Origin of the sequence: Streptomyces griseus (assembly GCF_900460065.1) — a bacterium.
In the GTDB taxonomy this organism is placed as follows: Bacteria; Actinomycetota; Actinomycetes; order Streptomycetales; family Streptomycetaceae; genus Streptomyces; species Streptomyces griseus.
Map to the genome: position 1 here is coordinate 53,242 of NZ_UAVD01000003.1, position 25,441 is coordinate 78,682.

Annotated in this window: 21 protein-coding genes; 11 read left to right on the top strand and 10 right to left on the bottom strand. The window is 74.5% G+C overall.

The features are described from left to right. Nucleotides 1-151: 151 nt before the first annotated feature. On the top strand, nucleotides 152-949 hold the full coding sequence (locus tag DTB53_RS01430; RefSeq protein WP_012381985.1) for an SDR family NAD(P)-dependent oxidoreductase: 798 nt from the start codon (nucleotides 152-154) through the stop codon (nucleotides 947-949). A gap of 119 nt (nucleotides 950-1,068) precedes the next feature. On the opposite strand, the gene DTB53_RS01435 is transcribed toward DTB53_RS01430, so the two are convergent. Next, complete coding sequence (locus DTB53_RS01435) at nucleotides 1,069-2,574, bottom strand: FUSC family protein (RefSeq protein ID WP_012381984.1); 1,506 nt, start codon at nucleotides 2,572-2,574, stop codon at nucleotides 1,069-1,071. Nucleotides 2,575-2,887: 313 nt separating this feature from the next. Here DTB53_RS01435 and DTB53_RS01440 point away from each other — a divergent pair, with 313 nt between their 5' ends. From DTB53_RS01440 to DTB53_RS01450, 3 genes are all read left to right on the top strand, one after another. Beyond that, a complete protein-coding gene (locus DTB53_RS01440; RefSeq protein ID WP_003970811.1) occupies nucleotides 2,888-3,397 on the top strand; it encodes an Lrp/AsnC family transcriptional regulator in 510 nt (169 codons plus the stop codon). Between the two features lie 37 nt (nucleotides 3,398-3,434). Continuing rightward, entirely contained in the window at nucleotides 3,435-4,127 is a 693-nt protein-coding gene (locus DTB53_RS01445) for an HAD family hydrolase (protein ID WP_012381983.1), read from the top strand. A 265-nt stretch (nucleotides 4,128-4,392) separates the two neighbouring features. Then, the gene (locus DTB53_RS01450; RefSeq protein ID WP_042497697.1) at nucleotides 4,393-5,565 is read left to right on the top strand and encodes a serine/threonine-protein kinase; all 1,173 of its coding nucleotides are present in this window, start codon (nucleotides 4,393-4,395) and stop codon (nucleotides 5,563-5,565) included. Between the two features lie 57 nt (nucleotides 5,566-5,622). Here DTB53_RS01450 and DTB53_RS01455 read toward each other — a convergent pair whose 3' ends face one another. The 3 genes from DTB53_RS01455 to DTB53_RS01465 form a co-directional block, all read right to left on the bottom strand. After that, nucleotides 5,623-6,615, bottom strand: coding sequence for an aldo/keto reductase (locus DTB53_RS01455; RefSeq protein ID WP_106431732.1), 993 nt, complete (start codon nucleotides 6,613-6,615; stop codon nucleotides 5,623-5,625). 101 nt (nucleotides 6,616-6,716) lie between these two features. Further along, nucleotides 6,717-8,114, bottom strand: coding sequence for a chitinase (locus DTB53_RS01460; protein ID WP_012381980.1), 1,398 nt, complete (start codon nucleotides 8,112-8,114; stop codon nucleotides 6,717-6,719). 164 nt (nucleotides 8,115-8,278) lie between these two features. After that, complete coding sequence (locus tag DTB53_RS01465; protein ID WP_042497693.1) at nucleotides 8,279-9,187, bottom strand: glycoside hydrolase family 16 protein; 909 nt, start codon at nucleotides 9,185-9,187, stop codon at nucleotides 8,279-8,281. Between the two features lie 271 nt (nucleotides 9,188-9,458). Here DTB53_RS01465 and DTB53_RS01470 point away from each other — a divergent pair, with 271 nt between their 5' ends. After that, complete coding sequence (locus DTB53_RS01470; protein ID WP_012381979.1) at nucleotides 9,459-10,022, top strand: DNA polymerase ligase N-terminal domain-containing protein; 564 nt, start codon at nucleotides 9,459-9,461, stop codon at nucleotides 10,020-10,022. Between the two features lie 37 nt (nucleotides 10,023-10,059). Here DTB53_RS01470 and DTB53_RS01475 read toward each other — a convergent pair whose 3' ends face one another. Then, a complete protein-coding gene (locus tag DTB53_RS01475) occupies nucleotides 10,060-14,946 on the bottom strand; it encodes a HEAT repeat domain-containing protein (RefSeq protein WP_012381978.1) in 4,887 nt (1,628 codons plus the stop codon). A gap of 321 nt (nucleotides 14,947-15,267) precedes the next feature. Here DTB53_RS01475 and DTB53_RS01480 point away from each other — a divergent pair, with 321 nt between their 5' ends. The 3 genes from DTB53_RS01480 to DTB53_RS01490 all read left to right on the top strand — a co-directional run bounded on the left by DTB53_RS01480 (nucleotide 15,268) and on the right by DTB53_RS01490 (nucleotide 18,138). Then, complete coding sequence (locus DTB53_RS01480) at nucleotides 15,268-16,557, top strand: geranylgeranyl reductase family protein (protein WP_012381977.1); 1,290 nt, start codon at nucleotides 15,268-15,270, stop codon at nucleotides 16,555-16,557. Between the two features lie 97 nt (nucleotides 16,558-16,654). Continuing rightward, nucleotides 16,655-17,809, top strand: a complete 1,155-nt coding sequence (locus tag DTB53_RS01485; protein WP_012381976.1) for a winged helix DNA-binding domain-containing protein — start codon at nucleotides 16,655-16,657, stop codon at nucleotides 17,807-17,809. Between the two features lie 122 nt (nucleotides 17,810-17,931). Further along, nucleotides 17,932-18,138 (top strand): twin-arginine translocase TatA/TatE family subunit, encoded by a 207-nt coding sequence (locus tag DTB53_RS01490; RefSeq protein WP_003970801.1) that lies wholly within the window; start codon nucleotides 17,932-17,934, stop codon nucleotides 18,136-18,138. 61 nt (nucleotides 18,139-18,199) lie between these two features. Here the strand turns inward: DTB53_RS01490 and DTB53_RS01495 are convergent, their stop codons facing one another. From DTB53_RS01495 to DTB53_RS01510, 4 genes are all read right to left on the bottom strand, one after another. After that, a complete protein-coding gene (locus DTB53_RS01495; protein WP_003970800.1) occupies nucleotides 18,200-19,243 on the bottom strand; it encodes a hemolysin family protein in 1,044 nt (347 codons plus the stop codon). Beyond that, nucleotides 19,240-20,652 carry a hemolysin family protein gene (locus DTB53_RS01500; RefSeq protein ID WP_012381975.1) on the bottom strand — a complete coding sequence of 471 codons (1,413 nt, stop codon included), beginning with the start codon at nucleotides 20,650-20,652 and terminating at the stop codon, nucleotides 19,240-19,242. The genes DTB53_RS01495 and DTB53_RS01500 overlap by 4 nt, the downstream gene beginning before the upstream one ends. Before the next feature lie 324 nt (nucleotides 20,653-20,976). Beyond that, nucleotides 20,977-21,909, bottom strand: coding sequence for a M56 family metallopeptidase (locus tag DTB53_RS01505; RefSeq protein WP_012381974.1), 933 nt, complete (start codon nucleotides 21,907-21,909; stop codon nucleotides 20,977-20,979). Between the two features lie 2 nt (nucleotides 21,910-21,911). Continuing rightward, nucleotides 21,912-22,340 carry a BlaI/MecI/CopY family transcriptional regulator gene (locus tag DTB53_RS01510; RefSeq protein ID WP_003970797.1) on the bottom strand — a complete coding sequence of 143 codons (429 nt, stop codon included), beginning with the start codon at nucleotides 22,338-22,340 and terminating at the stop codon, nucleotides 21,912-21,914. A 257-nt stretch (nucleotides 22,341-22,597) separates the two neighbouring features. On the opposite strand from DTB53_RS01510, the gene DTB53_RS01515 reads away from it, so the two are divergent. The 3 genes from DTB53_RS01515 to DTB53_RS01525 all read left to right on the top strand — a co-directional run bounded on the left by DTB53_RS01515 (nucleotide 22,598) and on the right by DTB53_RS01525 (nucleotide 24,753). After that, nucleotides 22,598-23,173 carry a TerD family protein gene (locus DTB53_RS01515; RefSeq protein WP_003970796.1) on the top strand — a complete coding sequence of 192 codons (576 nt, stop codon included), beginning with the start codon at nucleotides 22,598-22,600 and terminating at the stop codon, nucleotides 23,171-23,173. Between the two features lie 68 nt (nucleotides 23,174-23,241). Next, the gene (locus DTB53_RS01520) at nucleotides 23,242-23,823 is read left to right on the top strand and encodes a TerD family protein (RefSeq protein ID WP_003970795.1); all 582 of its coding nucleotides are present in this window, start codon (nucleotides 23,242-23,244) and stop codon (nucleotides 23,821-23,823) included. Between the two features lie 150 nt (nucleotides 23,824-23,973). Beyond that, nucleotides 23,974-24,753: a hypothetical protein gene (locus tag DTB53_RS01525; protein ID WP_042497686.1), complete on the top strand. Its 780-nt coding sequence runs from the start codon at nucleotides 23,974-23,976 to the stop codon at nucleotides 24,751-24,753. On the opposite strand, the gene DTB53_RS01530 is transcribed toward DTB53_RS01525, so the two are convergent. Continuing rightward, entirely contained in the window at nucleotides 24,656-25,405 is a 750-nt protein-coding gene (locus DTB53_RS01530) for a gamma-glutamyl-gamma-aminobutyrate hydrolase family protein (RefSeq protein ID WP_012381972.1), read from the bottom strand. The two genes, DTB53_RS01525 and DTB53_RS01530, sit on opposite strands and share 98 nt — an antisense overlap. Nucleotides 25,406-25,441: the final 36 nt, after the last annotated feature.

Consider the following 25,441-nt stretch of genomic DNA (forward strand, 5'->3'; position numbering starts at 1 on the left):
ACCCGGGTCGTGGCGGCGCCCGCGTCGGACGGGCGCCGGCCCGGCTCGCCCAGCCCCGGTCCCGCGCCGCCCACGCACCGCACGGTGTCCCGGCTTCGACCGCGGTCGAAGCCCGAGACCCGTGGTGCACCCGATTCGAAGGAGACAGCCCATGGAACGCCTGAAGGACAAGGTCGCCGTCATCACCGGCGGCGGCAGCGGCATCGGCCGGGCCGCCTCCCGGCTCATGAGCCGGGAGGGAGCGCGGGTCGTCGTCGCGGACTACAGCACCGAGGCCGCCACGGAGACCGCCGCGCTGATCGAGGAGGCCGGCGGCCGGGCTCTGCCCGTGACGGTGGATGTCACCGACGAGGGCTCCATCGCGGACATGATCGCCGCCACCGTCGCCGAGTTCGGCTCCCTGAACGTGCTGTGCAACCACGTCGGCGGCACCGACCCGCGCACCGACCTGGACGTGCTGCGCATGAGCATGGACGAGTTCGACCGGGCGGTCTCCCGCAATGTGACCAGCACGCTCCTCGGCACCCGGCACGCGCTCCCGCACATGATCCGCGCGGGCGGCGGATCGGTGATCAACACCGCCTCGGTCGCCGCACTGGTCGGTGACGTCCTCCAGACCTCCTACGGGGCGGTCAAGGCGGCCGTCGTCAGCATCACCAAGTCCATCGCCGTCCAGTACGGGCCCCAGAACGTGCGCTGCAACGCCATCGCCCCCGGCGCCGTCCTGACTCCCGCGCTGGAGAACAACCTGCCGCCCGGCGTCATCCAGAGCCTCACCGAGGGCAACGCCCTGCCCTACCTCGGCTCGCCCGAGGACATCGGCCACACGATGGTCTTCCTCGCCTCCGACGAGTCCCGCTACCTCACCGGCCAGCTGCTGGTCGTCGACGGCGGGATGACCATGCAGTCCTCCGCCGCTCCGGGACGGCGGGCCCAGCTCCCGGACTGATCTCCGCGGCACGGCTCGCGGGCGGCGGGCGACGCACGGCGCAGCGCCCGGCCGGCGGTGCGGCCGGCAGCGGGGGCGACGGGGGCGGCGGGTGTTCCACCCCGCCCCCGCTCCGCTCCTCAGGCGTGCGTCGACGCCGCGTAGGGAGCGTGGCTCAGCGGGCTGACGAGTTGGGCGAGGGCACGCTCCAGGCCGTGCAGGTGGGCCAGAGCGGGTTCGGTCGCGGTGGGGCGGTGCGCCTGGACGGGAACGGCGGGAACCGTGCCGGGGCGGGGCGCGGTGAGGATCTCCACGGCCGCCTCGACGCGGGCGCAGGCGGCCGACAGGCGTGCGTCGTGCGAGGCGTCCGGGTCGGCGGCGATCGAGGCCAGGCCCCGGACCTCGGTCACGCAGTCGTCCAGCAGCGCGAGCACCTGCCGGGCGCGCGCCTTGCGGGCCCGCAGCGGGCTCAGGGGGTGCACCAGCGGCGCGATGGAGAGCCGGACCCGGCCGAGCAGCACCTCCAGCTCGGCGACGCGGGGGCCGGGGTCGGCGAGCGCCGAGCCGGCGAGCCGGTCGGCGGCCTCCGCCGTGCAGGCGTGGACGCACCGCAGGGCCTTCTGGATCCACGCGTCGGTGATGGAGTGGGTGGTGACGGGAAGGACCAGCAGCACGGCGAGCACCGCACCGAGGGAGCCGACGGCGGTCTCCGCGACGCGCAGCCAGAGCAGGGCGGCGTCCAGGACGCCCAGCGCCCCGTAGAGCATGCCGGCCATCACCGTCACGAAGAACATCATCCAGCTGTACGAGACCGCCGCCGCGTAGAAGATGCCGAAGACGCTGACCGCGACGACGACGGCCGTCGGGGCCCCCGCGCCGTCGAGCGGGATGGCCACGGCGAAACCCGCGACGATCCCGATCACCGTGCCCAGGACCCGCCGGAAGCCCCGTACGAGCGTCTCGCCCCGCGAGGTGGTGTTCACGAAGACCCACCAGGTGGCTCCCACGGCCCAGTACCACCGCTGGTCGGACAGGAGCTGCCCCAAGCCCAGCGCGAAGGCCCCGCCCAGGGTGGCCTGGACGGCCTGCCGGGTGGTGATGCGCAGCGGGCCCCGGCCCTTTGGGGGTGCGGGCACGGGCACGACGGGCAGCCGCCGCTCGTAGCACCACAGGCCGAAGCGCACGGTGGCCGAGGCGCCCAGGGAGAGCAGCACGGCGGCGTACAGCTCCGGCAGCTGACCGGGCACGGTGTGCAGGAACTGGGCGGCGAACAGCATCATGAACGCGAAGACGCCCAGCGCGTGGCCGCGCGGTCCCCAGCGCCGCGCGTACACGCCCGCCCCCATCACCGCGAGGAAGACCAGGTCGCGGGCGACCGGATGGTCGTGCAGTACGGCGGCGACGGCGAGGACGGGCAGGCCGACGACGGGGAGCAGGGCGGTGGTGACCGCCTGGCCGCGCACGGTCGGGTCGGTCACGGTGAACAGGGCGAGCAGCGCCGCGAGACCGCCCGTGATCGCCGCCACGAGCGAGTGGCCGACGAGGCCGCACAGCGCGACCGCGAGGCTGATGCCGAGGACGCCCCGGCCTGCGAAGCGCAGCCGCACCCGCCCCGGGTCCGGCGCCATGAACACCCTCTTCAGCACACTTCCGCCCCTTCCGCGTCCCCGCAGAACTCGCATGAAAAAGGCGCCGCGGAAGTCCGCAGCGCCATTGATGGATCCATTGCAGCATCTATCGGGCCCTTGGATCAAACCGGGACGAGAACCATGTGCCAATGGCCCAGTGAAGCCCGGTGATCTTCGGCCGGTGGCGTGCCAACGGACCACCAGGGGCGGGCGCCGCCGCGCGCCCGGCGGAAGCACGCACCGGACGACCGGGCTCCGGTTCGGGGCGGGGCGCCCCGCCCTGGGTACAGTCGGGGCCGCACCGGACGGCTCGGAAGGAGATCTGCGGATCATGGCGGTGGACGTTCTCGACACCCGGATCCTGCGGCTGCTGATCGAGCAGCCGCGTACCAGCGTCCGGGAGTACGCGCGCATCCTCGGGGTGGCCCGCGGCACGCTGCAGGCCCGGCTCGACCGGCTGGAGCGCGACGGCGTGATCACCGGTACCGGGCCGACCCTCTCCCCCGCCGCGCTCGGCCATCCCGTGCTCGCCTTCGTCCACCTGGAGGTCACCCAGGGGCATCTGGTCGAGGTGGGCGACGCCCTGGCGGCCGTGCCGGAGATCATCGAGGCGTTCTCGACGACGGGCGGGGGCGATCTGCTGACCCGCGTCGTCGCCCGGGACGCCGGGCATCTGGAGGACGTGATCCAGCGGCTGATCCAGCTGCCGGGGGTCGTCAGGACCCGGACCGACGTGGCGCTCCGCGAGCGGGTGGCGCACCGGGTGCTGCCGCTGGTCGAATCCGTGGGGCGCGCGGCGGGCGACCGGGACCGGCCGGGTCCCGGGGCCGGCCGGGGGTGACCGGGCCGACCGTCAGGGGCTGGGGCATGCTGGGGCCATGACGCCCCGCCCCGTGACCGAGCCCGGCCCTCACGTGATCTTCGATCTCGACGGAACGCTGGTGGACAGCGAGCCGAACTACTTCGAGGCCGGGCGCCGGCTGCTCGCCCGGTACGGGGTCCGGGACTTCGACTGGGAGGCCCACACCCGGTTCATCGGCATCGGCACCCGGGAGACGCTGACGGTTCTGCGCGCGGAGTACGGGATCGACGCCCCGGTCGAGGAGCTCCTCGCCGGGAAGAACGCCCTCTATCTGGAGCTGGCCGGGTCGTCGACCGAGGTCTTCCCGCAGATGCGGGTCTTCGTGGAGCGCCTGCACGCGGCCGGGGTGCCGATGGCGGTGGCCTCCGGTTCGTCCCGGGCCGCGATCGGGGCGGTCCTCGCGGTGACCGGGCTGGACGCGTACATCCCGCTGTACGTCTCCGCCGAGGAGGTCGCGCACGGCAAGCCGGAGCCGGACGTCTTCCTGGAGACGGCCCGGCGGATGGCGGCGGAGCCGGCGGACTGCGTGGTGCTGGAGGACGCGCCTCCCGGAGCGGCGGCCGCGCACGCGGCGGGCATGCGGTGCTTCGCCGTCCCCTATGTGCCGGGGACGGCGTCGGACCCGGCGTTCGGAACCGCCGAACTGCTTTTCGTGGACGGGCAGTCCGCGTTCACGGCCGATGCCGCGTACCGTCGGCTGCTCGGCTGAACCGGGGTCCGGCGGGCGCTCCCGGCGCCGGGACGGGCGCGGAGGGGTACCGGCCCGTCAGCAGAGCCCGGGGAAAGGGCCGTCGGGGCATCGGGGCTCCGCCGGACCGATATCCTGATCATGTCCTTCGCCGCTCCGCCCCGGACTCCGCCGGAGAGCGGGAACAACGGGGCCCGGCAGCCGGAGCGGGCCACAATTCGAGACAGGTGCACAGGTGCTGGTAGCTGGTCGGTACCGATTGGTATCCCCCATCGGTCGTGGCGGCATGGGCGAGGTGTGGCGTGCCACCGACGAGGTGCTGGGGCGTGCCGTGGCCGTGAAGCTGCTGCTGGGCGACCAGGCGGACGCCTCGTCGACCGCCCGCTTCCGGCTGGAGGCGCAGACCGCCGCGCGGCTGAGCCATCCGCATCTGGTGGCCGTGTTCGACTTCGGGGCCTGGGAGGACCGGTTCTTCCTGGTGATGGAGCTGGTCGAGGGGCAGAGCCTCGGGGACCTGCTGGCCGCCCAGGAGCGGGTCCATCCCGAACAGGTCGCCCGGATCGCGGGCCAGGCCGCCGCCGGGCTGGCCGCCGCGCACCGCCAGGGCATCGTCCACCGCGACATCAAGCCGGGCAACCTGATGCTGGACGCGGACGGCTCGGTGAAGATCGGCGACTTCGGGATCGCCCAGTTCGTGGACGACCCCTCGACCGCGCTGACGACGGCCGGCCACATCGTCGGGACGAGCCTCTATCTGGCCCCCGAGCGGGCGCTGGGACGGACCGCCGACTCGGCGTCGGACATGTACTCCCTGGGTTGTGTCGTCTATCAACTGCTGCTCGGTCAGCCGCCGTTCCGCTCCGACACGGCGACCGCGACGCTGTACCAGCATGTCGACACCCCGCCGGTCCCGCTGCGGCAGCGGGGCGTGGAGATATCGGCCGCCTTCGACTCGTATCTCCTCGGGCTGCTGGCCAAGCAGCCGGAGGAACGGCCCACCGCGCAGCAGGTCTCCGACTGGTTCCGCACCGACGCCTGGCGCGGCCGGCCGGAGCCGCTTCCCCTCCAGACGCCCACGTCCCACCGGGCGCCCGCCCCCCTGGCCCCGAAGCCCTCCCCTGCCGGGCCGCCGGCGCCGGTCGCCCCGACGACGTACCGGCTCCCGGGGCCCACGGGGCGAAGACGGCAGGCGCCGACCCGATCGGCTCCGGCCCGTCGTCGCAGCACCCGTGAGGCGATACGACGGCGGCCCAGGGTGGCCAGTGCCATCGCGGGCACCGCGACGTTCCTGGCCGCCGTGTACCTCGGGATGATCCTCTTCTCCCCGGACTCCAGCTCGGCCGGAACGCCGGATCAGAGTCCCTCCTCGGGCCCCTCGCAGGACGTCGGCGACGGCGAGGGACAGCAGCAGGACCAGCAGGACGGCGGGCAGGGCGGGGACGACGAGCAGGACGACTGAGTCCCGCCCGCTCCCCTCTCTGCTTTCGGGGCTCGCCCGCTCCGGACCCGCCCGGCCTCACCAGCGGTCGTGGACCTCCGCGCGGATCGACCGGTCGTACAGCTCGCGTACCGCGTCCAGGGTGGACTGCGGCAGCGGCGGCAGGTCGGCCGCCGCCGCGTTGGCGCGGGCCTGTCCCACCGAGCGTGCGCCGGGGATCACACTGGTCACGCCCGGCTGCTGGATGATCCAGCGCAGCGCGGTCTGCGCCGGGGTGGCGCCCTCGGGGGCCAGTTCGGCGAACTCCGCCGCCGCGGCGACGCCGGTCGCGTAGTCGATGCCGGAGAACGTCTCGCCCCGGTCGAACGCTTCGCCGTGCCGGTTGTACGTGCGGTGGTCCTCGGGGCCGAAGACCGTGTCCTTGGTGTACTTGCCGGAGAGCAGGCCCGAGGCGAGCGGCACCCGGGCGATGATGCCGACGCCCGCCGCCGCGGCGGCCGGGAGGACCTCGTCCAGCGGCTTGAGGCGGAACGGGTTGAGGATGATCTGCACGCTCGCGACGCCGGGGCGCGCGATGGCGGTCAGCGCCTCGGCGCAGGTCTCGACGCTCACCGCGTAGGCGGCGATCCGCTGCTCGGCGACCAGGGTGTCGAGGGCGTCGTAGACGGCGTCAGAGGAGTAGACGGCACTGGGCGGGCAGTGCAGTTGTACGAGGTCGAGCGTGTCGGTCCCGAGGTTCGCGCGGGAACGGTCGTTCCAGGCGCGGAAGTTGTCCAGGACGTAGTTCTCCGGCAGCTGGTCGGCCCGGCGGCCCATCTTGGTGGCGACGAAGACGTCGGCGTCGGGGCGGGTCTTGAGGTAGCGGCCGATGAGCTGTTCGCTGCGGCCGTCGCCGTAGACGTCCGCGGTGTCGAAGAAGGTGACGCCGGATTCGACGGCAGCGTCGAGGACCCCGAAGGCGTCCTCCTCCGCGACCTCGCCCCAGTCGCCCCCGAGCTGCCAGGTGCCCTGTCCGACGACCGAGACGTCACGGCCGGTCCTGCCGAGTGTGCGCTGTTCCATGGGGATCATGCTATTCCGGTTCTCCGACGGTGAGGGGTGGACGGCGGCAGGAGCACCTCTGCCGCCGTCCACCGGCTTGCGGCCGCCCCGGGAGCGGGCGGGGGGGCGGGTCAGCCCCGGTACTGCGCGAGGACCCGCGTGAAGTCCCACGGCTGCTGTCCGACACCCGAACAGGTGTCGGCGCCGCCGCCGGTGCAGGGGCGGTCGCGGTTGACGGACCAGAAGGTCAGCCGGGCGAGGTGCCGCTGCTGGGCGTAGGCGAGGATGGTCCGGAAGTCGGCGACGGTGATGGTCTCGCCGACGTCGGTGGTGCCGTTCATCGAGGAGATGCCGGTGTGCCGGTAGGCCTGGTCGTCGCTGTAGCCGTAGGCGCCCTTGACGGCCGTCTTGAGCCCTTCGGCGGCGCGGACGCTGAGGGTGCCCATGTTCTGGCCGTTGCCGCCGAAGTTGAACGGCATGATGGTCCAGCTGTCGACGGTGAGGCCGGACTGGGCGGCCCGGTTGATCAGGCTGGTGTCGGAACCGTTCTGGCCGGTGCCGAAGGTGACGTACAGCTTGATGCCGGGGTTGTTCGCCCGGATGGTCTTCAGGGCGTCCACGGTGCGCTGCTGGACGGTCGGCGAGTCGTAGGCGGCGGCTTCGATGTCGATGTCGATGGCCTTGAGCCCGTACGCGTCGATGACCTTCTGGTAGGCGGCGGCCAGTTCGCCCGCGCTGCCGCAGGAGCTCTCCAGCTTGTTGCCGCTCCAGCCGCCGAACGACGGGATCACGTCGCCGCCGGCGGCCCGCACGGTGTTGATGGTCCGCTGGTCCACTCCTCCGACGAGGGGGCGGCCACCGTCCCACTGGGGGTTGCAGTAGCCGTTGCTCAGGACGAAGGCGAGGGTGAACCACTTGACGCCCGTCGCGTTCATCACGGTCGTCGGGGAGGGCGGGCTGCCCCAGCCGTTGTAGAGGTAGGGGGCCACGGCCATCGGGGCCCCGCCCGGGTCGGGATCGCCGCCGCCGGACGGGGCGTTCCACTTCTGGTTGGCGGCCCCGGTGCAGGTCCACAGCTGGAGCCGGGTGCCGTTGGCGGAGCTGTTGCCGGTCGCGTCGAGGCACTTGTCGGCCGCTACGGAGACGATGTCGCGGGCGGCGGAGATCCCCCAGCGCTGGGCGGCCGAACCGTTGCAGTCCCACAGTTGGAGGACGGTGCCGTTGGCGGTCGCGCCGTCCTTGACGTCGAGGCACTTGCCGAGCGCGCGCACGGTGCCGTCGGAGCGGACGTCCCACTGCTGGGCGCCGGTCCCGTTGCAGTCGTAGAGCTGTACGGCGGTCCCGTTGGCGGCGGACGCGCCCGCCACGTCGACGCACTTGCCGCCGATGCCGGAGATCTGCCCGGTCGCGGCGACAGCTGCGGTGGCGGGGCCGGCGCGGGTGAGGAACGCGGCCACGGCGACGAGCGCCAGAGCGGGCAGCGCGAGGCTCCCGAGCCGTCTTCGCGGGGAGCGGGGGGTCGCGGTCATACGGTCACCGTCCTTGTAGGAAGAGAGCCGGCGCCCGTCCGCGGACTGCCGCGGACGGGCGCCGGAGCTGCTGGTTCCACCGCGGCCGGAGCGTGGGCTCGGACGCGACCCGTTGCCGGCCGGCGGGCCGTCGGGCACGGCCGCCGGTTGTCGGTCCCCGGGAGTCAGTCGCCGGTCGTCACGCGGACGTAGTCGATGACCATCTGCTGCGGGAACTGCGTGCTGCCGTCGGGGTCGCCGGGCCAGTAGCCGCCGACCGCGAGGTTCAGGATGAGGAAGAAGGGCTTGTTGAACACCCAGCGGTTGCCGTTCAGGTCGGCCGGGGAGCGCCGCTGGAAGACGTTGCCGTCGACGGACCAGGTGATGGAGTCGGGCGCCCAGTCGATGGCGAAGGTGTGGAAGTCGTCGGCGAACGCCTGTCCGTTCGGCAGCGTGTACGCGGCGCCGATGCCGCCGGAGCCCGAGTATCCCGGTCCGTGCAGGGTGCCGTGGACGGTGCCGGGTTCGAAGCCGACGTTCTCCATCACGTCGATCTCGCCGCTGTCGGGCCAGCCGACGTTGCCGAAGTCGTCGCCCAGCATCCAGAACGCGGGCCAGATGCCCTGGCCCCGCGGAATCTTGATCCGGGCCTCGACGTGGCCGTAGGCGGCGGCGAACGTGCCGGAGGTGTTGAGCCGGGACGAGGTGTACTCGCAGCTCCCGTACCAGCACTGGTAGTTGCCCGGGTTCTCCTTCCGGGCGGTGATCACGAGGTTGCCCTGGCCGTCGAGCGCGGCGTTGTCGTTCCCCGGCGTGTAGTACTGCCGCTCGTGGTTGTTGACGTTGTCGCCGGTCTCGATCCGCCACTTGGCGCCGTCGACACCGGCGCCGGCGGGCCCGTCGAACTGGTCCTCGAAGGCGACGGCCCGCGTCCCGGGCCCGGCGGCTTGGGAGCCGGCGGCGGGCGCGGCGGACGCTCCGCCGGGGAGCGCGGTCAGGATGGCGGAACAGCAGAGCAGCGAGGCGGCGCACAGGGCGACGCGACGGCGCCGGGAAACGCGGCGCGCCGTGGAGTGCGTGGGGTGCACGGTCATCACATCACTTCGCGTGGGGGGCATGCGCATGACAGGTCGGCACCGAGAGGTGAACGGTTGGGGCGATCACCTCGGGCGCATATTTCAATACTTGATTTAAGGGAGTGCCACAGGAGCCGTCAATAACCTGGTCCAGACCGGAGAGGGAACGGCATGCGCCGAAGGCATATGCGCCTGAAGACAGTCGGCTCACCGTGCGGTCCGTCCCGGACAGCCGCAGAGTGGAGACACGGACCGGCGGGACAGGCCGGGGCACCGAAAGGAGCACGACGTGGAGATCGACGGCGCACCGCGGCCCGCCTTCGTCGTGCAGATCCACGACGCGCGGCGCCTGCACTTCGATTTCCGGCTGGAGGTCGACGGCGTACTGAAGTCCTGGGCGGTGCCGCGCGGGCCGTCGGAGAACCCCAGCGACCGCCGGCTCGCCGTGCCGACGGAGGACCACGCCCTGGAGTACCGCGAGTTCGAAGGGGTGATCCCCCGCGGGGAGTCCGGCAGCGGCACGGTCATCGTCTGGGACCAGGGCACCTACCGGCCGCTCGGGCACGACGGATCGGGCGATGCCGTCCCGTTCTCCGAGTCCCTGGCACTCGGCCACGCGACGTTCTGGCTGTACGGGTCGAAGCTGCACGGCGAGTTCGCGCTGACCCGTGTCCGCAAGGGCGACGAGCCGGACAGCGGCGGTCACGAGGCGTGGCTGCTGATCAAGGCGAACGACCGCCTGGCCGTGCGCGGCGGGCCCGGCTCCCCCGACCCGTACCACGCCAGGTCCGCCCGTACGGGGCGAACGCTGCACCAGGTCGCCGCTGCGGCGTCCCGCGGGCCGGGAGGCTGAGGCCGGCCCCACGGACCGGGACGGGCCGTGCGCCCCGTCAGACCGCCGCGCCGGAGATCTCGGCGAGCACGTCCGTGTAGAGCGGCCGCCGGTCGGGGCGGGCGTGGGCCGCGGTCCGGCGCAGGACCGGGACCGCCGCGTCGCCGAAGCCGACGAGCGCCTCGCGGGCCGCTCCCCGGACCCCCGCTCCCCTGTGGTCGAGGAGCCGGACGAGGCCGGGCAGCGCGGGCTCCCAGCCGGCGCGGCCGAGCGTCCGCGCCGCCATCCGCACCACGTCGGGCGAGGGATCGGACAGCAGGAGGACGGTGAGCCGGGCGTGGGTGTCCCGGTCGAACAGGGCGCGCGAGGTCCGGTGGGCGCGCAGGCGCACCCCGGCGCGCGGGTGGCTCAGCAACTCCTCCACCAAGGCGTGCAGCTCCGGGGCCGTGGCGGCTCCGGGCTCGGGGGCGTGCTCCTCGACGAGACGGGTGAGGACCTCGCGGATCTGCTCGGGCGTTCCCGTGCGGGCGAGATCGAGCAGTTCCGGCGTCGACGGGCGGCCCGCCGGGGCGGCCGCGGCGGGCCGGAACGGGGTGCACAGGGCATCGAGCGCGGCAGCGTCCACGGGCGCGGCCCCGGGTGTGCGCAGCGGGCCGTCGACGAGGACGAGCGCGTCGGCCAGGTCGTCGCGGCCTTCGGTACGCAGCCGGCGTTCGGCCCTGCTCAGCACGGGGGTCCGGAGCAGCCGCACCCCGGCCAGCAGGTCGAGCAGTCCGAGGTCGCCCGCCTCCACGCGTGGTGCCAGGTGGTGGGCGAGGACGTCGGCGGGTACGTGGTGCAGCGTGGTCCGGGCCGCCTCGTGCACGGCGGGCGAGCCGTTCTGCCACCACGCGACGATCAGCGGGACGAGCGGGGGCAGATCGTCCTCGGGCAGCAGCGCCGCCCAGCGCAGCGCCCGCTCGGGCAGCACTCCTCGGGAGGTCAGCTCCGCAAGGGCGGGGTGCCGGCCGCCGTCCTCTTCGGGGCGGTCCCCGCAGTGGTCCTGGGGATGGGCGAGGAGATCCAGGGAGGCCGTCTCCGGGAGCACGTCCACCCGGCCGCGCAGATAGGCACGCAGTACGGCGCGCGCCACCTCCGGCTCCGGCCGGTCAAGCAGGGCCCGCGCCGCGGCGGTCCGGCGCTCCGGCCTCTTCGCTTCCAGCATGGCCAGCAGCCGGGTCCGCTGGGCGGCCGACCGGGGCTGGTCGAGATCGTCCGCCCGCACCGGGCGCGACGCGGGCCCGGAGGCCGTGTTCGCCGCGCCGGTCTCGGCGATGGTCCACTCGGGCGCGTCGATCGGCTGGAGCTCGGTCATCCAGTCGACGAGCCGCCCGCGCACTTCGGGCGCGGCCCCCGGATACGCCTCGACGAGCGCGGAGAGCAGCGCCCGGGACCCGTTCGCGGCGGGGGCGCGCCCGGCGGCGTCGGCGTCGGCGGGGCGCAGGACCGGTGTGGCGGCTCCATCGTGTCCCCGGAACTCCGCCAGCGCTGCGGGTGTCCGTACCGCCTCGGCCAACGCCGCACGCCAGGCCGCCGGTTCGGCGTCGAGCGCCCGCCGCCCCGGTACGCCGAACGCCTCCCGGAGCACGGCGGGCGCGGCGCTCCAGGGGTCCGCGCCGAGGTGGGCGGTGTCCAGGGCCCGGTCGAGGTCGGCGCGGACGAGCACCGCGCCCAGCCGCCGGAGCAACGCGAGGTCGCGGGCGGCCGTCCCGGGCCGGGGCCGGCCGTCCGGGGCGGCGGGCGGCAGGGCGCGCAGTCCTTCGACGACGGTGAAACGCCGGTCGGCGGACAGGTGCGGTGCGACGGTGTGCAGGACCTCGACCAGCTCCCGGGCCACCGGCCCCGCGACCGCGGCCCGGGCCCCGTGTGCCGCTCCCCCGCCCGTGGCGGCGTCGAACGCCTCGGTCACCGTACCGGTGTGCCGGGCGAGGACCGCCGCCTCGTCGGCGGACCACGGCCCCGGGCACAGGCGCAGGGCGCACCGCAGGAGGCGGGCGCGGAGCCCGGCCTCGGGGGTGCTGCCGGCCAGGTCGAGCCAGTGTCCCAGCAGTGCGCGGGCCGCCCGGCGTTCGTGGCCGCCGACGGTGTCCGGGGGCGCGGGCCGCCGGGCGACGCGCAGGGCGAGCGCCGGGTCCCAGCCGGAGCGCAGCAGTGCCGCGACCTCGGGGTCGGCCCCGTCCGGGGGCCCGCCGGGGGCGGCGGGCGGCGTCGGCACACCGTGCCGGGCGAGTGGTTCCGCCAGGTCCTGGACGGAGCCGGCGGCGAGCCGCACCCCGCCGTCGGCGACGAGCGCCAGCAGGGCGGGGACGACCGGCGATCCGCCCGCGTCGAGGGCGAACACGGCGTGGACGGTCACCTCCTGGTCGAGGGCGCGGAGCAGGAGGCGTCGGGTCCGCTCGTCGGGGGCCGCTTCGGCGGCGGCGAGGAGCGTCGCCGCGTGGGCGTCGCCCACGACGGCGCGCAGCGCCCGCGTCAGCGCGGTGCGCAGCCCCGGGTTGTCGTCGCGGCCGAGCGCCCGCAGGAGGTGCGGGACGGCGGCCGGCGCGCCCGCGTCGAGGAGGGCGGCCGCCGCGGTCTTCCGGATGTTCATGTTCGGGTGGTGGAGACAGCCGGCGACCGCCTCGCCGGCCCAGCGGGCCCGGGCCGCGCCCAGCGCCGACAGGGCCGCGCGCACGGTCCGGATGTCCGGGTCCCGGGTGAGCGGGACGAGGGTCGCGGACAGGGCCCGCGCGTCCTCGCCCGTGGCGTCGTGGGCCAGCAGGGCGATGACGTGCTTGCGCACGTGCGGGTCGCGGTCGCGCAGCAAACGGTGCACCCGGGCCCGGGTGGCCGGGGTCGCGGGGCTCTGGAGCAACGCCTTGAGCAGCACCGCCCGTTCGCCTCCGGTGAGTTCGGGCCGCTCCAGCAGGCCGAGCACCGTCGCGGTGAGGAACGCGTGGCCGGCCGCGGTGCCGTCCGGTGCCTCGAGCAGACAGACGGGCCTGATCCGCCGTCGACTCCACAGCCGGCTCCCGAGGGCACGCGTCGCCTCCAGCACCTCGGGCGGCAGCTCCGGTTCGCCGTCCGGGCGGCCCGGTCCCGCGGGTACGAGGCCGGGGCCCGGGGCGTCCGGCCCCGGCCCGAGCCGGCCGGCGGCGAGGTCGCGCACGATGCGCAGGAGCAGGTCGGCCAGGGGGACGCCCTCCGGGGACGCGGGTCCCCCACCGGCGTGCGCCGCGATCCGGCAGAAGGCCGCGACGGGGGCGTCCAGGTCCACGCGGGCGCGCAGGACGGCCAGTTCCCGCTCGTCGGGGGCGCCGAGATCGGCCTCGATGTCGCGCGGGAGGTCCTGCGGGGCCAGCCGGGAGAGCAGTTCGTGCCGCTGCCCGGGTCGGTGGGTGAGATGCCACAGCAGGGCCAGCGCCCGGTCGCGTACGGGACGCAGTTCGGGTGCGACCGGGAGGGGTGACGGGCCGTCCGCGGCCGTGGGCGGTCCGTCCGCCGGGCCTCCGACGCCGAACGCGTGGGCCAGCGCCGATCGCGTGCGGTCGCCGCCGACGGCCTCCAGGGCGTCCAGGGCGGCGGCCGGGGCCGTGGGCAGCAGGGCCAGTACCGCTTCCTCGGCGGCCGGCGGCCGCAGGGCGCGGATCGCGGCGAGGAACGGGCGCGGGGCGCGGGCCGCGGGGAGGAGGCGGATGATGGCCTCACCGATGGGGACGTCCTCGGCCCCCTGTGCCGACAGGGCGACGAGCAGCTCCAGCCGGCGTGGCCAGTCCGGGGCGGTGGGCGGGGCGCCGGTGAGGGCGTCGAACAGCGGGTGACGGCAGGTGTAGAGGACCGTGGCGAAGTCCTCCGCCGGAAGCGTGTGGTCGGTCAGGGCCAGGGAGAGGAGCGGGCCGACGTCCGTGGCCGCCGGGAAGTGGCCGCGCCGGTGCAGCGCGCGCAGACAGGTCAGTACGGGCCCGGCGAGCAGGAAGGGGTCCGTCCCGGCCAGGGCCACCAGGCGGCCGACGTCGGAGCGTTCCGCCCGTTCGCCCAGGAGTTCCACGGCCTGCCCGCGCAGGGCCGGAGCACCGGCCGGGTCCTCCGCCGTGCTCCACAGCTCCGTGGGGTGACCGTGCCGGGCGGCGGCGAGGAGAGCGGCTGCCGCGAGCGCGGCGGACGGCCCGTCGCGGTCGGCGGACCGGCCGCCCAGGGCTCTCGCCGGGCGGATCAGCGGGGATGCTTCCACGGGGGTCACCGCAGCCCAGGGCTCGGCGAGTTCCCGCAGTGCGTCGGTCACGACACCGGGGTCGGGCGAGTCGAGCAGCCGCACCAGCCGGCCGCGTACGAACGCCGGTGCGAGCAGCCCGGCGTGCAGCCCGGCACGGGCCAGCCGCAGCGCCTCGGCCCCCAGGACCGGGTCCCCGGTACCGACGAGTTCGGCGACCAGCCGGTCGGGGCGGTGCGCCCCGGCGGCGTCGCACGCGCGCACGGCCCGGTAGAGGGGTTCGCCCGCCGGTTCCGTACGCAGGACGGCCGGGTCGCCGAGGATCTCCGCCCGCAGCCAGGCGATCCGCACCCGGGCGGGCAGCGCCGCCGCGCGCCAGTCCGGCAGCCGGTGTCGCGGCTGCCGCGCCGCGAGCCGGGCGTGGAGGCCCGCGAGCAGGAGGGACTCCTCGGGCGAGGACCCGGGGGAATCGGGCAACAGGTGCCGTGCGGGACGGTGTGCCCCGGCCGTGTCCTCTCCCCCGTCCCCGGAGACCGGGGCGTCCGCGCGTTCGGCGAGGAGGGCGAGGCCGAGGTGCCGTATCCGGGGTGCGGGGTGCCGGACCATCCGGCCGAGCAGATCCGGCGGACAGGTGAGGGCGTCGAGCCGCCGGGCGAGGAGAGCGGCGTCGGCGTGGTCGAGGGCGTCGGTGATCGTTTCGTCCGGCGGAGTGGTCACCGACGGAGCGTAGAGGGCCGGGTCACCCGGTCGCCCGGGGTTTTCCGAGGCCTGGTACCGCCCGGGCCCGTCCTGATCGATGATGTTGCCCTGGGCCGCCGCTCCGGCAGGAGCAACGGCCCGTGGGACGAAGGGGTTGTGATGCGGGAACTGCCACCGGACCCGACGACGACGGACCCGCGGGAGACTCCCCGTACGGGAGATCCGCGGGAGACTCCCCGCACGGAAGACGGGCAGGGGGCGTCCCGTACGGAAGACGCGCGGGAGGCGCCCCGTGCGGAAGAAGCGCGGGAGGCGCCCCGTGCGGGAGCCGACGCCCAGGTGATCGTGGTGGGGGCGGGCCCGGCCGGCTCCTCGGCCGCGTACCACCTGGCGCGGGCCGGAGTGGACGTGATCCTGCTGGAGAAGGCCCGCTTCCCCCGGGAGAAGGTGTGCGGCGACGGCCTCACCCCGCGCGCGGTGCACCAGCTCATCCGGATGGGCGTCGACATCACCGCCCCGGGCTGGACGCGTTCGCGCGGTATGCGCTGGGTGGCCGGGGAGCACCGGGTGCGCATCGACTGGCCCGCGCTGGGCCGCTATCCGGACTTCGGGCTCTCCCGCAGCCGCCACGACTTCGACGACATCCTGGCGCGGCACGCCGTGGCGGCCGGGGCTCGGCTGTACAGCGGATGGAAGGCGGAACGCCCGCTGACGGACCGGGCGGGCCGGGTCACGGGGGTCGCCGCGTCCTCGGACTCCGCGGAGGTCCCGGACCCGGTCGACTTCCGCGCTCCGGTCGTCATCGCCGCCGACGGGGCGTCCGCGCGCCTTGCCCTGGCGCTGGGTCTGGAACGGGACCCGCGACGGCAGATCGCGACGGCCGCCCGGCGCTACTACCGCAGCCCCGAACGCTCCCGGGAGGAGTACCTGGAGCTCTGGGCCGACCTCCGCTTCCCCGGCGGGGGCCCGTACCTCCCCGGCTACGGCTGGATCTTCCCGATGGGCGACGGGCGCGTCAACGTCGGTCTCGGGGCGCTCCCCCACCGGCGGCACGGCAAGGCGGACCTGCGCGCCACCCTGGACCAGTGGCTGGCCCGGACCCCGGAGGAGTGGGGGCTGCGCGAGGAGAACGCGGAGGGCCCCGTCCGCAGCGCCGCCCTGCCGCTCGGATTCAACCGCCATCCGCTGTACGCGCGCGGGCTGCTGCTGGTCGGCGACTCCGGCGGGATGGTCAGCCCCTGGAACGGCGAGGGCATCGCCCAGGCGATGGAGGCGGGCGAGGTCGCCGCCGAGACCGCGGCCCTCGCCCTGGCCCACCCCCGAGGGGCCCGCCGCGAACAGGTGCTGCGCGGCTACCCGGTGGAGATGAACCGCCGCTGGGGCCGCTACTACCGCCTCGGCAACACCGCCGCCGACCTGGTCTTCAGCCGCTCGGGCTTCCAGCCGGTGCTCAACCGGTACGTCATGGGCTCGCCGTTCCTCCTCAACGCCCTGGCCCGGCTGCTCACGGACCTGACGGACAAGCCCTCGCGCGATGTGATCGACCACGTCCTCAACACGGCGTTCCGCCTCGTCCCGGCGCCGCGGCCGCGTCCGGGCCGGCGCGGCGGTCGGCCGGGCGACCGCTGACAGCCTGCGGGGGGCGCCGGTGTCCGGGATGCCGGCCGGGCGGCGTACGGTTCCGTCACCCACGGCACGAAGTGGGCAGTCACCGAAGGACGGACCGATGGACGACGGCAGGGTCATCACCGCGCGTGAGCTGAACCGTTCCACGCTCGCCCGGCAGTTGCTGCTGCGGCGCGAACCGCTGGACGCCGCCGAGGGGGTGCGGCGCGTGGTGGCGCTCCAGGCCCAGCAGCCGGCCTCCCCCTACCTCGCCCTCTGGAACCGGCTCGCTGCCTTCGATCCCGCCGGGCTCGACGCGGCGTTCACGGATCACGCGGTGGTGAAGGCGACCTTGATGCGGCTCACGCTCCACGCCGTGCACGCCGACGACCACCGGGTCTTCCGGGAAGCCATGCATCCGGTGGTGCGCGCCGCCCGGCTGGGCTCCCGCTTCACCGCCTCCGGGCTGACGGCCGAGGACGCCGACGCGCTGGTCCCCCGGCTGCTGGAGTTCGCGGACCGGCCCCGGACCACCGCCGAGTGCGAAGCGTGGCTGGGCGAGCGGCTGGGCGAACGGCCCGGGCCGGGCGCCTGGTGGGGACTGCGGCAGTACACGCCGCTGCTCCACGCGCCCACGGCTCCGCCGTGGTCGTTCGGACACCGGCCCTCCTACATCGCGCCCCGCAACGGACCCCCGGGAACGGAGCCGGCGGCGTCCGCGGCGTCCCTGCGGGAGCTCGTCGTGCGCTACCTCGAAGGGTTCGGGCCCGCGTCCGTCGCGGACGTGGCGCAGTTCGCCATGGTCCGGCGGACGGACGCGCGGACCGCGCTCGCGGAGCTCGCCGGGCGTCTGGAGCGGCTGACGGGCCCGGCGGGCGAGGAGTTGTTCGACCTGCCGGGCTCCCTCCGTCCGGACGCGGCGACACCCGCCCCGCCCCGGCTGATGGCGATGTGGGACAGCGTGCTGCTGGCGTACGCGGACCGAGGCCGTGTCCTGCCCGCGGCCTACCGCAGGATCGTGATCCGGGCGAACGGGGACGTACTGCCGACGCTGCTGGTCGACGGGTACGTCGCCGGAGTGTGGCGGCCGGTCGCCGGCGGCATCGAGGCGACGGCGTTCCACCCGCTGCCCGAGGAGAGCTGGGAGGGGCTGGCCGCCGAGGCCCGTTCGCTGGTGGCGTTCCTCGCCGACCGTGAACCGGAGGTCTACCGGCGCTACGGGCACTGGTGGGGACACCTCCCGGACGCCACCGTGCGTCTGCTGCCCGGCGGTTGAGGCGCCGTCCGGTCGCCGGACCCGGACCACGACTGCTCTACAGACCTGTAGATTGAGCCTGCCCGCCCCGTCGGACGCGGGGCAGGCTCCGTGTCCGCTCCGCCCCAGAGAAAGCAGCGACCATGTTCGGGATCGGCGAACTCACCATCCTCCTCCTGGTGATCGTGGCGGTGCTGGCCGTGAAGCGGCTGCCCGACCTCACGAGGTCGGCCGGGAAGGCCGCGCGCATCCTCAAGAGCGAGAAGCGGGCGCTCAGGGACGAGGACGGCGACGGCCCCCGGTCGTCTCCCCGCGTCATCCGCGGGGAGACGACCGAGCGGGACTCCTGAGGGCCGTCGTCGCGAGAGCTTGCACGGCCCCGCGGGACAGGCGGCAGTTCGACGACAGGGCCTAGAGGCCCTGTGCCGCGGCCCCGGGGGTCGTCGGCGGGTGCAGCAGCCGGGCGAGGAGGTCGTCCAGGCTGACCAGTCCGGTGAGCCCGCCCTCCGCGTCGCGGACGACGGCGATCGTGGCCCGCCGATCGCGCAACTGCTCCACCGCGTGCGCGACGGTCGCGTCCGGGGCCAGCTCCGGGACGGGCCGGGCCAGGTCGCGGGCGAGGACGTCCCGGCCTCCGGCACGGGCCACGAGGGCGTCCCGGGCGTGCACCGATCCCAGAACCTCGTCCCCGTCGCGCACCAGCAGCCGGGTGCGGTCGGCGTCGGCGGCGGTGGCCAGGATCCGGTCGAGTCCGGCGTCCGCCGGGACCGTCACGATCCGCTCCACCGGGATCCGGAGCGCGGAGACCGGGGTCCCCGGCTCGGTCAGGGACCGGGTCATCAGTCCGGAGTCGCCCTTGCTGATCAGCCCGAGGCGCTCGGACTCCTCGATCAGGTGGGTGAGCTGGTCGCGGTTGTGCACCGAGGTGAGTTCGTCGCGCGGGGTGACCCGGCACAGCCGCACCAGGGAGTTGCTGACGGCGTTCAGCAGCCGGATCAGCGGGCGTACGACGCCCACCACGGCGCGGAAGGCCGGGCTCAGCAGCATCGCGGAGCTCTCCGGGTGGGCGATGGCCCAGGACTTCGGCGCCATCTCGCCGACCACCATGTGCAGGAAGACGACGACGATCATCGCCAGCGCGAAGGCCACGCCGTAGCTGAGGGCGGCGGGCAGTCCGAGCCGCTCCAGCAGCGGGTCCAGCTCGTGGGAGATGGCGGGCTTGGACACGGAGCCCAGGCCCAGGGTACAGACGGTGATGCCGAGCTGGGCTCCCGCGAGCATCAGCGACAGCTCGCGCATCCCGTCGAGCGCGGCCTTGGCCCCGCGCTGCCCGCGGGCGGCGGCCTGTTCCATGCGGTGCCGCTTGGAGGCGACCAGGGCGAACTCGGCGGCGACGAAGAATCCGCTGCCGATCAGGAGGAGGACCGTCACGAAGAGAGCCATGGGGAAGCTCATGCCTGCGGCTCCTGTCCGGTGGATTCGGCGGGCCCGGTGGGATCAGTGGGCCCGGTGGGATCAGTGGGTCCGGTGCGTCCGGTGGATTCGACGCGTTCGGTGGGTTCGATGCGTTCGGTGGGTTCGATGCGGGCGTACTCGGCGACGTGCCGGTCGAGGGTGCGCACCTCGATCCGGACCGAGCCGACGGTCAGCCGGTCGCCCACGGTGGGAAAGCGCCCGAGCCGGTCGATGATCAGCCCGGCCAGGGTGTCGTAGTCGTCGCTCTCCTGGGGCAGCGCGACGCCGGTGGCCTCCTCGATCTCGTCGAGGCGGCGGCCCGCGTCCACGATCCAGCCGGAGCCGTCGGCGACCGCGAGTTCGACGACGGTGTCGGACTCGTCGGCGATGTCCCCGACGAGCTCCTCGGCGATGTCCTCGTACGTGACGATCCCGGCCAGGCCGCCGTGCTCGTCGAGGACGACGGCGAACTCGTCGTCGCGTTCGCGCATCTGCGCGACCGCCGCCGGGAGCCTGAGGAGCTCCGGCAGCAGGAGGGGGCGGCGGGCCAGGGAGCCCACGGTGGTGCGCCCGACGTCGGCGGCGGGCAGCCGCATCAGCTCCCGTACGCCCAGGACTCCGGCGGGGTCGTCCGGATGGTCGCCGAGCACCGGGTAGTTGGAGTGTCCGTGGCGGGCGATCAGCTCGACGGCCTCGGTGGCGAGGGCGTCCCGGCGGATGAACGCCACGTCGGCGCGCGGGATCATCACCTCGCCCAGGTTCCGCTCGGAGAACTCCAGCGCGTGGTCCATGAGCTCGGCCGTGGCGGCCGGCAGTTCACCCTGTTCGTGGGATTCGCCGATGAGGTGGCCCAGCTCCTCCAGCGTCGCGCCGTGGTGGAGCTCCTCGACCGGTTCGATGCCGATGCGGCGCAGCAGCCGGTTGGCGGCGCTGTCGAAGACGTGGACCACGGGGCCCACGATCCGCAGGTAGATCAGGGTGGAGGAGGCGAGGGACTTCGCCATGCTCTCCGGCACGGCCAGGGCGAGGTTCTTGGGGGCGAGTTCACCGAGGACCATCTGGATGACGGTCGCCACCACGAACGACAGCACCACGGAGATGCCCGAGACCAGGCCGTCGGAGAGGCCCGTGCCGTTCAGGGCGGGCCGCAGGAGGACGGAGACGGACGGTTCCGCGAGGAAGCCGACGACGAGTCCCGTGACGGTGATGCCGAGCTGCGCGCCCGACAGCATGAAGGAGAGCCGTTCCAGCACCTTCACGGCGCGGGCGGCCCGCTTGTCGCCGGCGGCGGCCTCCCGGGCGAGGGTCAGCCGGTCGGCGGAGACGTAGGCGAACTCCTGGGCCACGAAGTAGCCGGTTCCGGCGGTGAGGACGAACACGGCCAGCAGGCCGAGCAGGGCGGAGATCATCGGTCACCCGTCCCGCGTGGCAGGCGGCGGGCGGCCCCGCACGGGGCCGCGGGTCGGTGACTGTGGGGGTCGGGCCCTGAGGGGCCCGGACTGGCGGACAACGCGTGGCTCCTGTCCGGCTGGGTTTCTCCAGCCATGGCATCGAGTGGGACGCACTCCGGCGGGAGGTGGGCGCCGAGCATGATTCTGCATGCCGGGCGGGTGGAGAGCCGCCGTCGACGGGCCCACATTCCGCGGCTGATGAACTCTACAGCCCTGTAGTGAACGGCGTCGGGTGGATATGCGCGGCCCGGACAGCGCTCGCGAGGGGGGCCGGGCGCCGCACTACAGCGGTGTCGCCGCCTCCAGGACGAGGAACAGCGCGACGGCCGCGTTCAGCGCGGACAGCGCGGAGACGGTCGTCCCGGCCGCGGCGACGAGCGCGGCGACACCGACGGGGGTGAGGGCGGGGGGCCAGCCCCGGTCCGGCGGCACGGGGCCCAGCAGCGCGGCCACCCGGCGCGGCACCGGCCCCGCCGCGGCGAAGGCGGCGAAGGCCGCGCCACCGGACACCGGGCGGGAGACGAGCGCCGCCTTGCCGACCGCGCGTGCGGTCAGCCGGCGGTCGCCCGTGACGCGGGCCGCTTCCTCGTCCGCCCAGCGCTCCGTGCTGTAGACCAGGGCCCCGAGCAGCGGCCACAGCAGCGGATTGACACAGCCGGCCAGCCGGGTCGCGAGCAGCAGCCGGTGGTGGCGTCCCGTCAGATGGGCGCGCTCATGGGCGAACAGTGCCCGGTGCTCGGCCGGGTCGAGGGAGGCGAGCAGCGCCGTGGAGACCATCACCCGCCCCGGGGAGCCGGGGAGCGCGTAGGCGTACGGGACGTCGTCGGGGAGTACGGCGACGTCGCCGCCCGGCAGCCCCGCGAGCGCCCGGTGGGCCCGCGCCCGGAAGCGGTAGTGGCGGTGGACGGTGAATCCGCAGGCGGTCGTCACGACGACGAGGGCGAGGATGGACGCCTTGCCGGCGAACGCGTCGTGCGGCACGGCCTCGCGGACCTCGGCGTCGGACCAGCCGTCGGGCAGCGGGTTGCCGGGCAGCTGGGCCGTGCCCACCACCACCAGCAGCCCGAGGCAGACCAGGCTGCAGGTGGCGAGGATCACGGCGACGGTGGTCAGCAGCCGGGCGGCCCTGCGGGGGTGCAGGTGCTGTTCGGCCAGGCGCGCGATCGGCAGCGCGCTCAGGGGCAGCACGAGCGGCAGGTAGACGAAGACGCCCATCGTCAGCGCTCCGGCCGGTCCGAGGGTGTTCCGGTGTCGTCGGGACCGCTCTCTGCGAGCAGGGCCCGCAGCAGGTCCTCGTCGTGCGAGGAGAGGACGGAGACGAAGCTGGAGAGCACCGCGTCCCGGTCGCTCTGCTTGTCGAGGAGCCGGCGCATCCGCAGGGCCGCGAGCCCCGCCTCGTTCGCCACGGGCTCCCACAGGACGGGGCGGCCCCGTCCGGTGCGCGTGACCGCCTGCTTGGCGTGCAGGCGCGTCAGGATGGTGATCACGGTGCTGTACGACAGGCCCGCGCCGAGCCGCTCCAGCACCCAGGCGGCGGTCACCGGCTCGCTCGCCCCGCCCAGCACGGACAGCACCTGGGCCTCCAGCTCGCCTTGGCCCCGCCTGCGGGCGGGCGACTCCCGTTCCCCGGCTCCTTCGGCGTCCACGGCCCGACCCCTCTCTCCGTCCGTCCGCCCGGTTCTCCCCGTTCGGCCGCCCGGCCGTGGCGCTGCGCCGGCCGGGCGTCGGAAAAGGGTATCCAGCCGGCGGAGGCGCCGGCGACCGGCGGGGGCGGGCCGGACACCTCCTGGCCCCGGAAATCTACAGTGCTGTAGATTTGGCCGTAGTCGCAGAGTGTCCGCGCCGTCACCCGCGGCGTGGCCGCCGGCACGAGAACACCCGTCACCGCACAAGGGAGAACGACATGGGCGTGAGCCTCGCCAAGGGCGGAAACGTCTCGCTGAGCAAGGAGGCCCCCGGGCTGACCGCGATCCTCGTCGGTCTGGGCTGGGACGTCCGCACGACCACCGGCGCCGACTACGACCTGGACGCGAGCGCGCTGCTCTGCGACGAGGCGGGCAAGGTGCTGTCCAACGAGCACTTCGTCTTCTACAACAACCTCAAGAGCCCCGACGGGTCGGTCGAGCACACCGGGGACAACCTGACCGGCGAGGGCGAGGGCGACGACGAGATCGTCAAGGTCGACCTCGCCTCGGTGCCCGCGACCGTCGCCAGGATCGTGTTCCCGGTCTCCATCCACGACGCGGAGAGCCGGGGGCAGAGCTTCGGCCAGGTGCGCAACGCCTACATCCGGGTGGTGAACCAGGCGGGCGGCGCGGAGATCGCCCGCTACGACCTGAGCGAGGACGCCTCCACCGAGACCGCGATGGTCTTCGGCGAGCTGTACCGGCACGGCGCCGAGTGGAAGTTCCGCGCGGTCGGGCAGGGTTACGCATCCGGCCTCAGCGGCATCGTCGCCGACTTCGGCGTCGGTCTCTGAGCCGCCGGAACCTCGACGCACGCCCCTACCGAAGCCACCCCAGGCACCCAGTCACCGAAGGCGGAACGATGACGATCAACCTCACCAAGGGCCAGCAGGTCAGCCTCACCAAGTCCGGCGGCGGCGAGCTCGACGTCGTACGGATGGGACTGGGCTGGAAGTCCGCTCCCCGCAAGGGATTCCTGGCACGGATGACCGCCCGCGAGATCGACCTGGACGCCTCGGCGGTCCTCTTCGCCGGCCAGGCGCCGCAGGACGTGGTCTTCTTCCAGCATCTGACCAGTGACGACGGTTCGGTCCGGCACACCGGGGACAACCGGGTCGGAGGGGCGGGCCAGGGCGGTGACGACGAGTCCATCGTCGTCGACCTGCGGCGCGTGCCCGCCCATGTGGACCAGATCGTCTTCACGGTGAACTCGTTCACCGGCCAGACCTTCGAGGAGGTCGAGGCGGCCTTCTGCCGTCTGGTCGACGAGGGCACCGGCCAGGAGCTGGCCCGGTACACCCTGACCGGCGGCGGGCGGCACACCGCCCAGATCATGGCCAAGGTGCAGCGGTCGGGCTCGGGCTGGCAGATGACCGCGATCGGCGCGCCCGCGGACGGGCGGACCTTCCAGGACCTCATGCCCGCGGTCGCGCAGCACCTCTAGCCCTCGCCGGAGCCTTCTCCGGAACTCTTCGAACACGCCTCGCCGGACAGCCGCGGGGGTGCGCACGCGGCACGTGCGCGCCCCCGCGGCGCGGCGGGCGGAACACTCACCACACAGGTGTCCGCACACCTGTGTCGACCGAGGGACAGCATGGGCAGACCCACCCGGCTCGGGGACGACGACAGCTCCGACTACGGACACGCACTCGACGAGGTGATCGCCTCCCCGGAGATCCAGCGCCTGCTCGAACGCTCGGCCGTTCCCGCGGGCCGGCTGCGTGTCCGGGGCCTGGCGGCCGTGGCACGCACGACCTCCGCGGCCGACGCCGAGTACCGGCGCTACGCGGCCCTGCGGCGGCGTGCCGGGGGCGGGCGGCGGAACGCCGGGAGCGCGCCGCTCTCCGGACCGGGCGACCAGGAACGGCCGGGGGCCGGGGTGCTGGCGGTCCTCGGGGTGCTGACGCCGGTGCTCGCCGCCGTGGCCGCGGCGACGTTCCTGCTGCTGGGCTACGGTCTGCGGCTCGCCGGGGCCCTGCCCTCCCTGGCGGGCACCCTCGTCGGGGTCGGCTGGGTCAGCCTGGTGGTCGCGGCGGTCGCGGCCCTGGCCAGCGTCATCGCCCTGTACCGCACGGCGGCGAAGCAGTCGGCGGCGGACGCGGTGGCCGTGTCCGCCCCGTCTCCTTCGCACGGCGCCCCCTCCCCCGCCCTCGCCCACGCCCGTGAGGCGTGGCTCGCGGCGCTGCGCGAGCGGGGGATCCGGCCGTTCCTCCTCCAGGAACTCGCCGAGGCCGCGGCGTCCACGCCGGGTCAGGGCGGGGCGCGCGGCTCCCGTTTCAGCTCACCGGCGTTCGCGGGGCCCGACTTCTCGGGTCCGGGGTTCGAGGGCTCAGCGCCGCCCGCTCCCGGGCCGCCCCGACCAGAGCGGCCATGACCCGGGTGTCCTGGCCCATCTCCGGGTGCCACTGGACACCGAGCACCAGCCCCCCGTGTCCGGGGAGTTCCAGGGCCTCCACGGTTCCGTCGGGCGCGTGGGCGGAGGCCACCAGGCCGCCGCCGAGCCGGTCGACCGCCTGGTGGTGGTAGGCGGGCACCACGGTGGTCTCCGGGACGGCGTCCGCGTACGCGGTGCCGGGCACCGGGATCACCGGGTGGCTGCCGAATACTCCGAGGCCGCCGGTGTGGTCGTCCAGGTGCTGGTGCAGGGTGCCGCCGAGCGCGACGTTCAGCAGCTGCATGCCCCGGCAGATCCCGAGCAGCGGGATCTGCCGGTCGATCGCCGCCCGGATCAACGCCAGCTCCCAGACGTCGCGTTCACGGGCCGGGGGGCCGGTACGGGGGTCGGCGACCGCCCCGTAGCGCGCCGGTTCGACGTCCGCTCCCCCGGCGATCACCAGTCCGTCGAGGGCGGCGACGGTGTCCCGTGCCGCGTCCCGCGCGTCGTCGGGCGGCAGCAGTACGGCGAGCCCGCCCGCCGCCCGGACGAGCCGGGGATAGCCGGCGGGCAGCAGCACCGCGGGCATCTCCCACACACCCCAGCGGGCCTGGTCCTGGTAGGTGCTGATGCCGATGACGGGCCGGGGCATGGAACGGGCTCCTTCGGGTCGGGGTGATCACGCGGT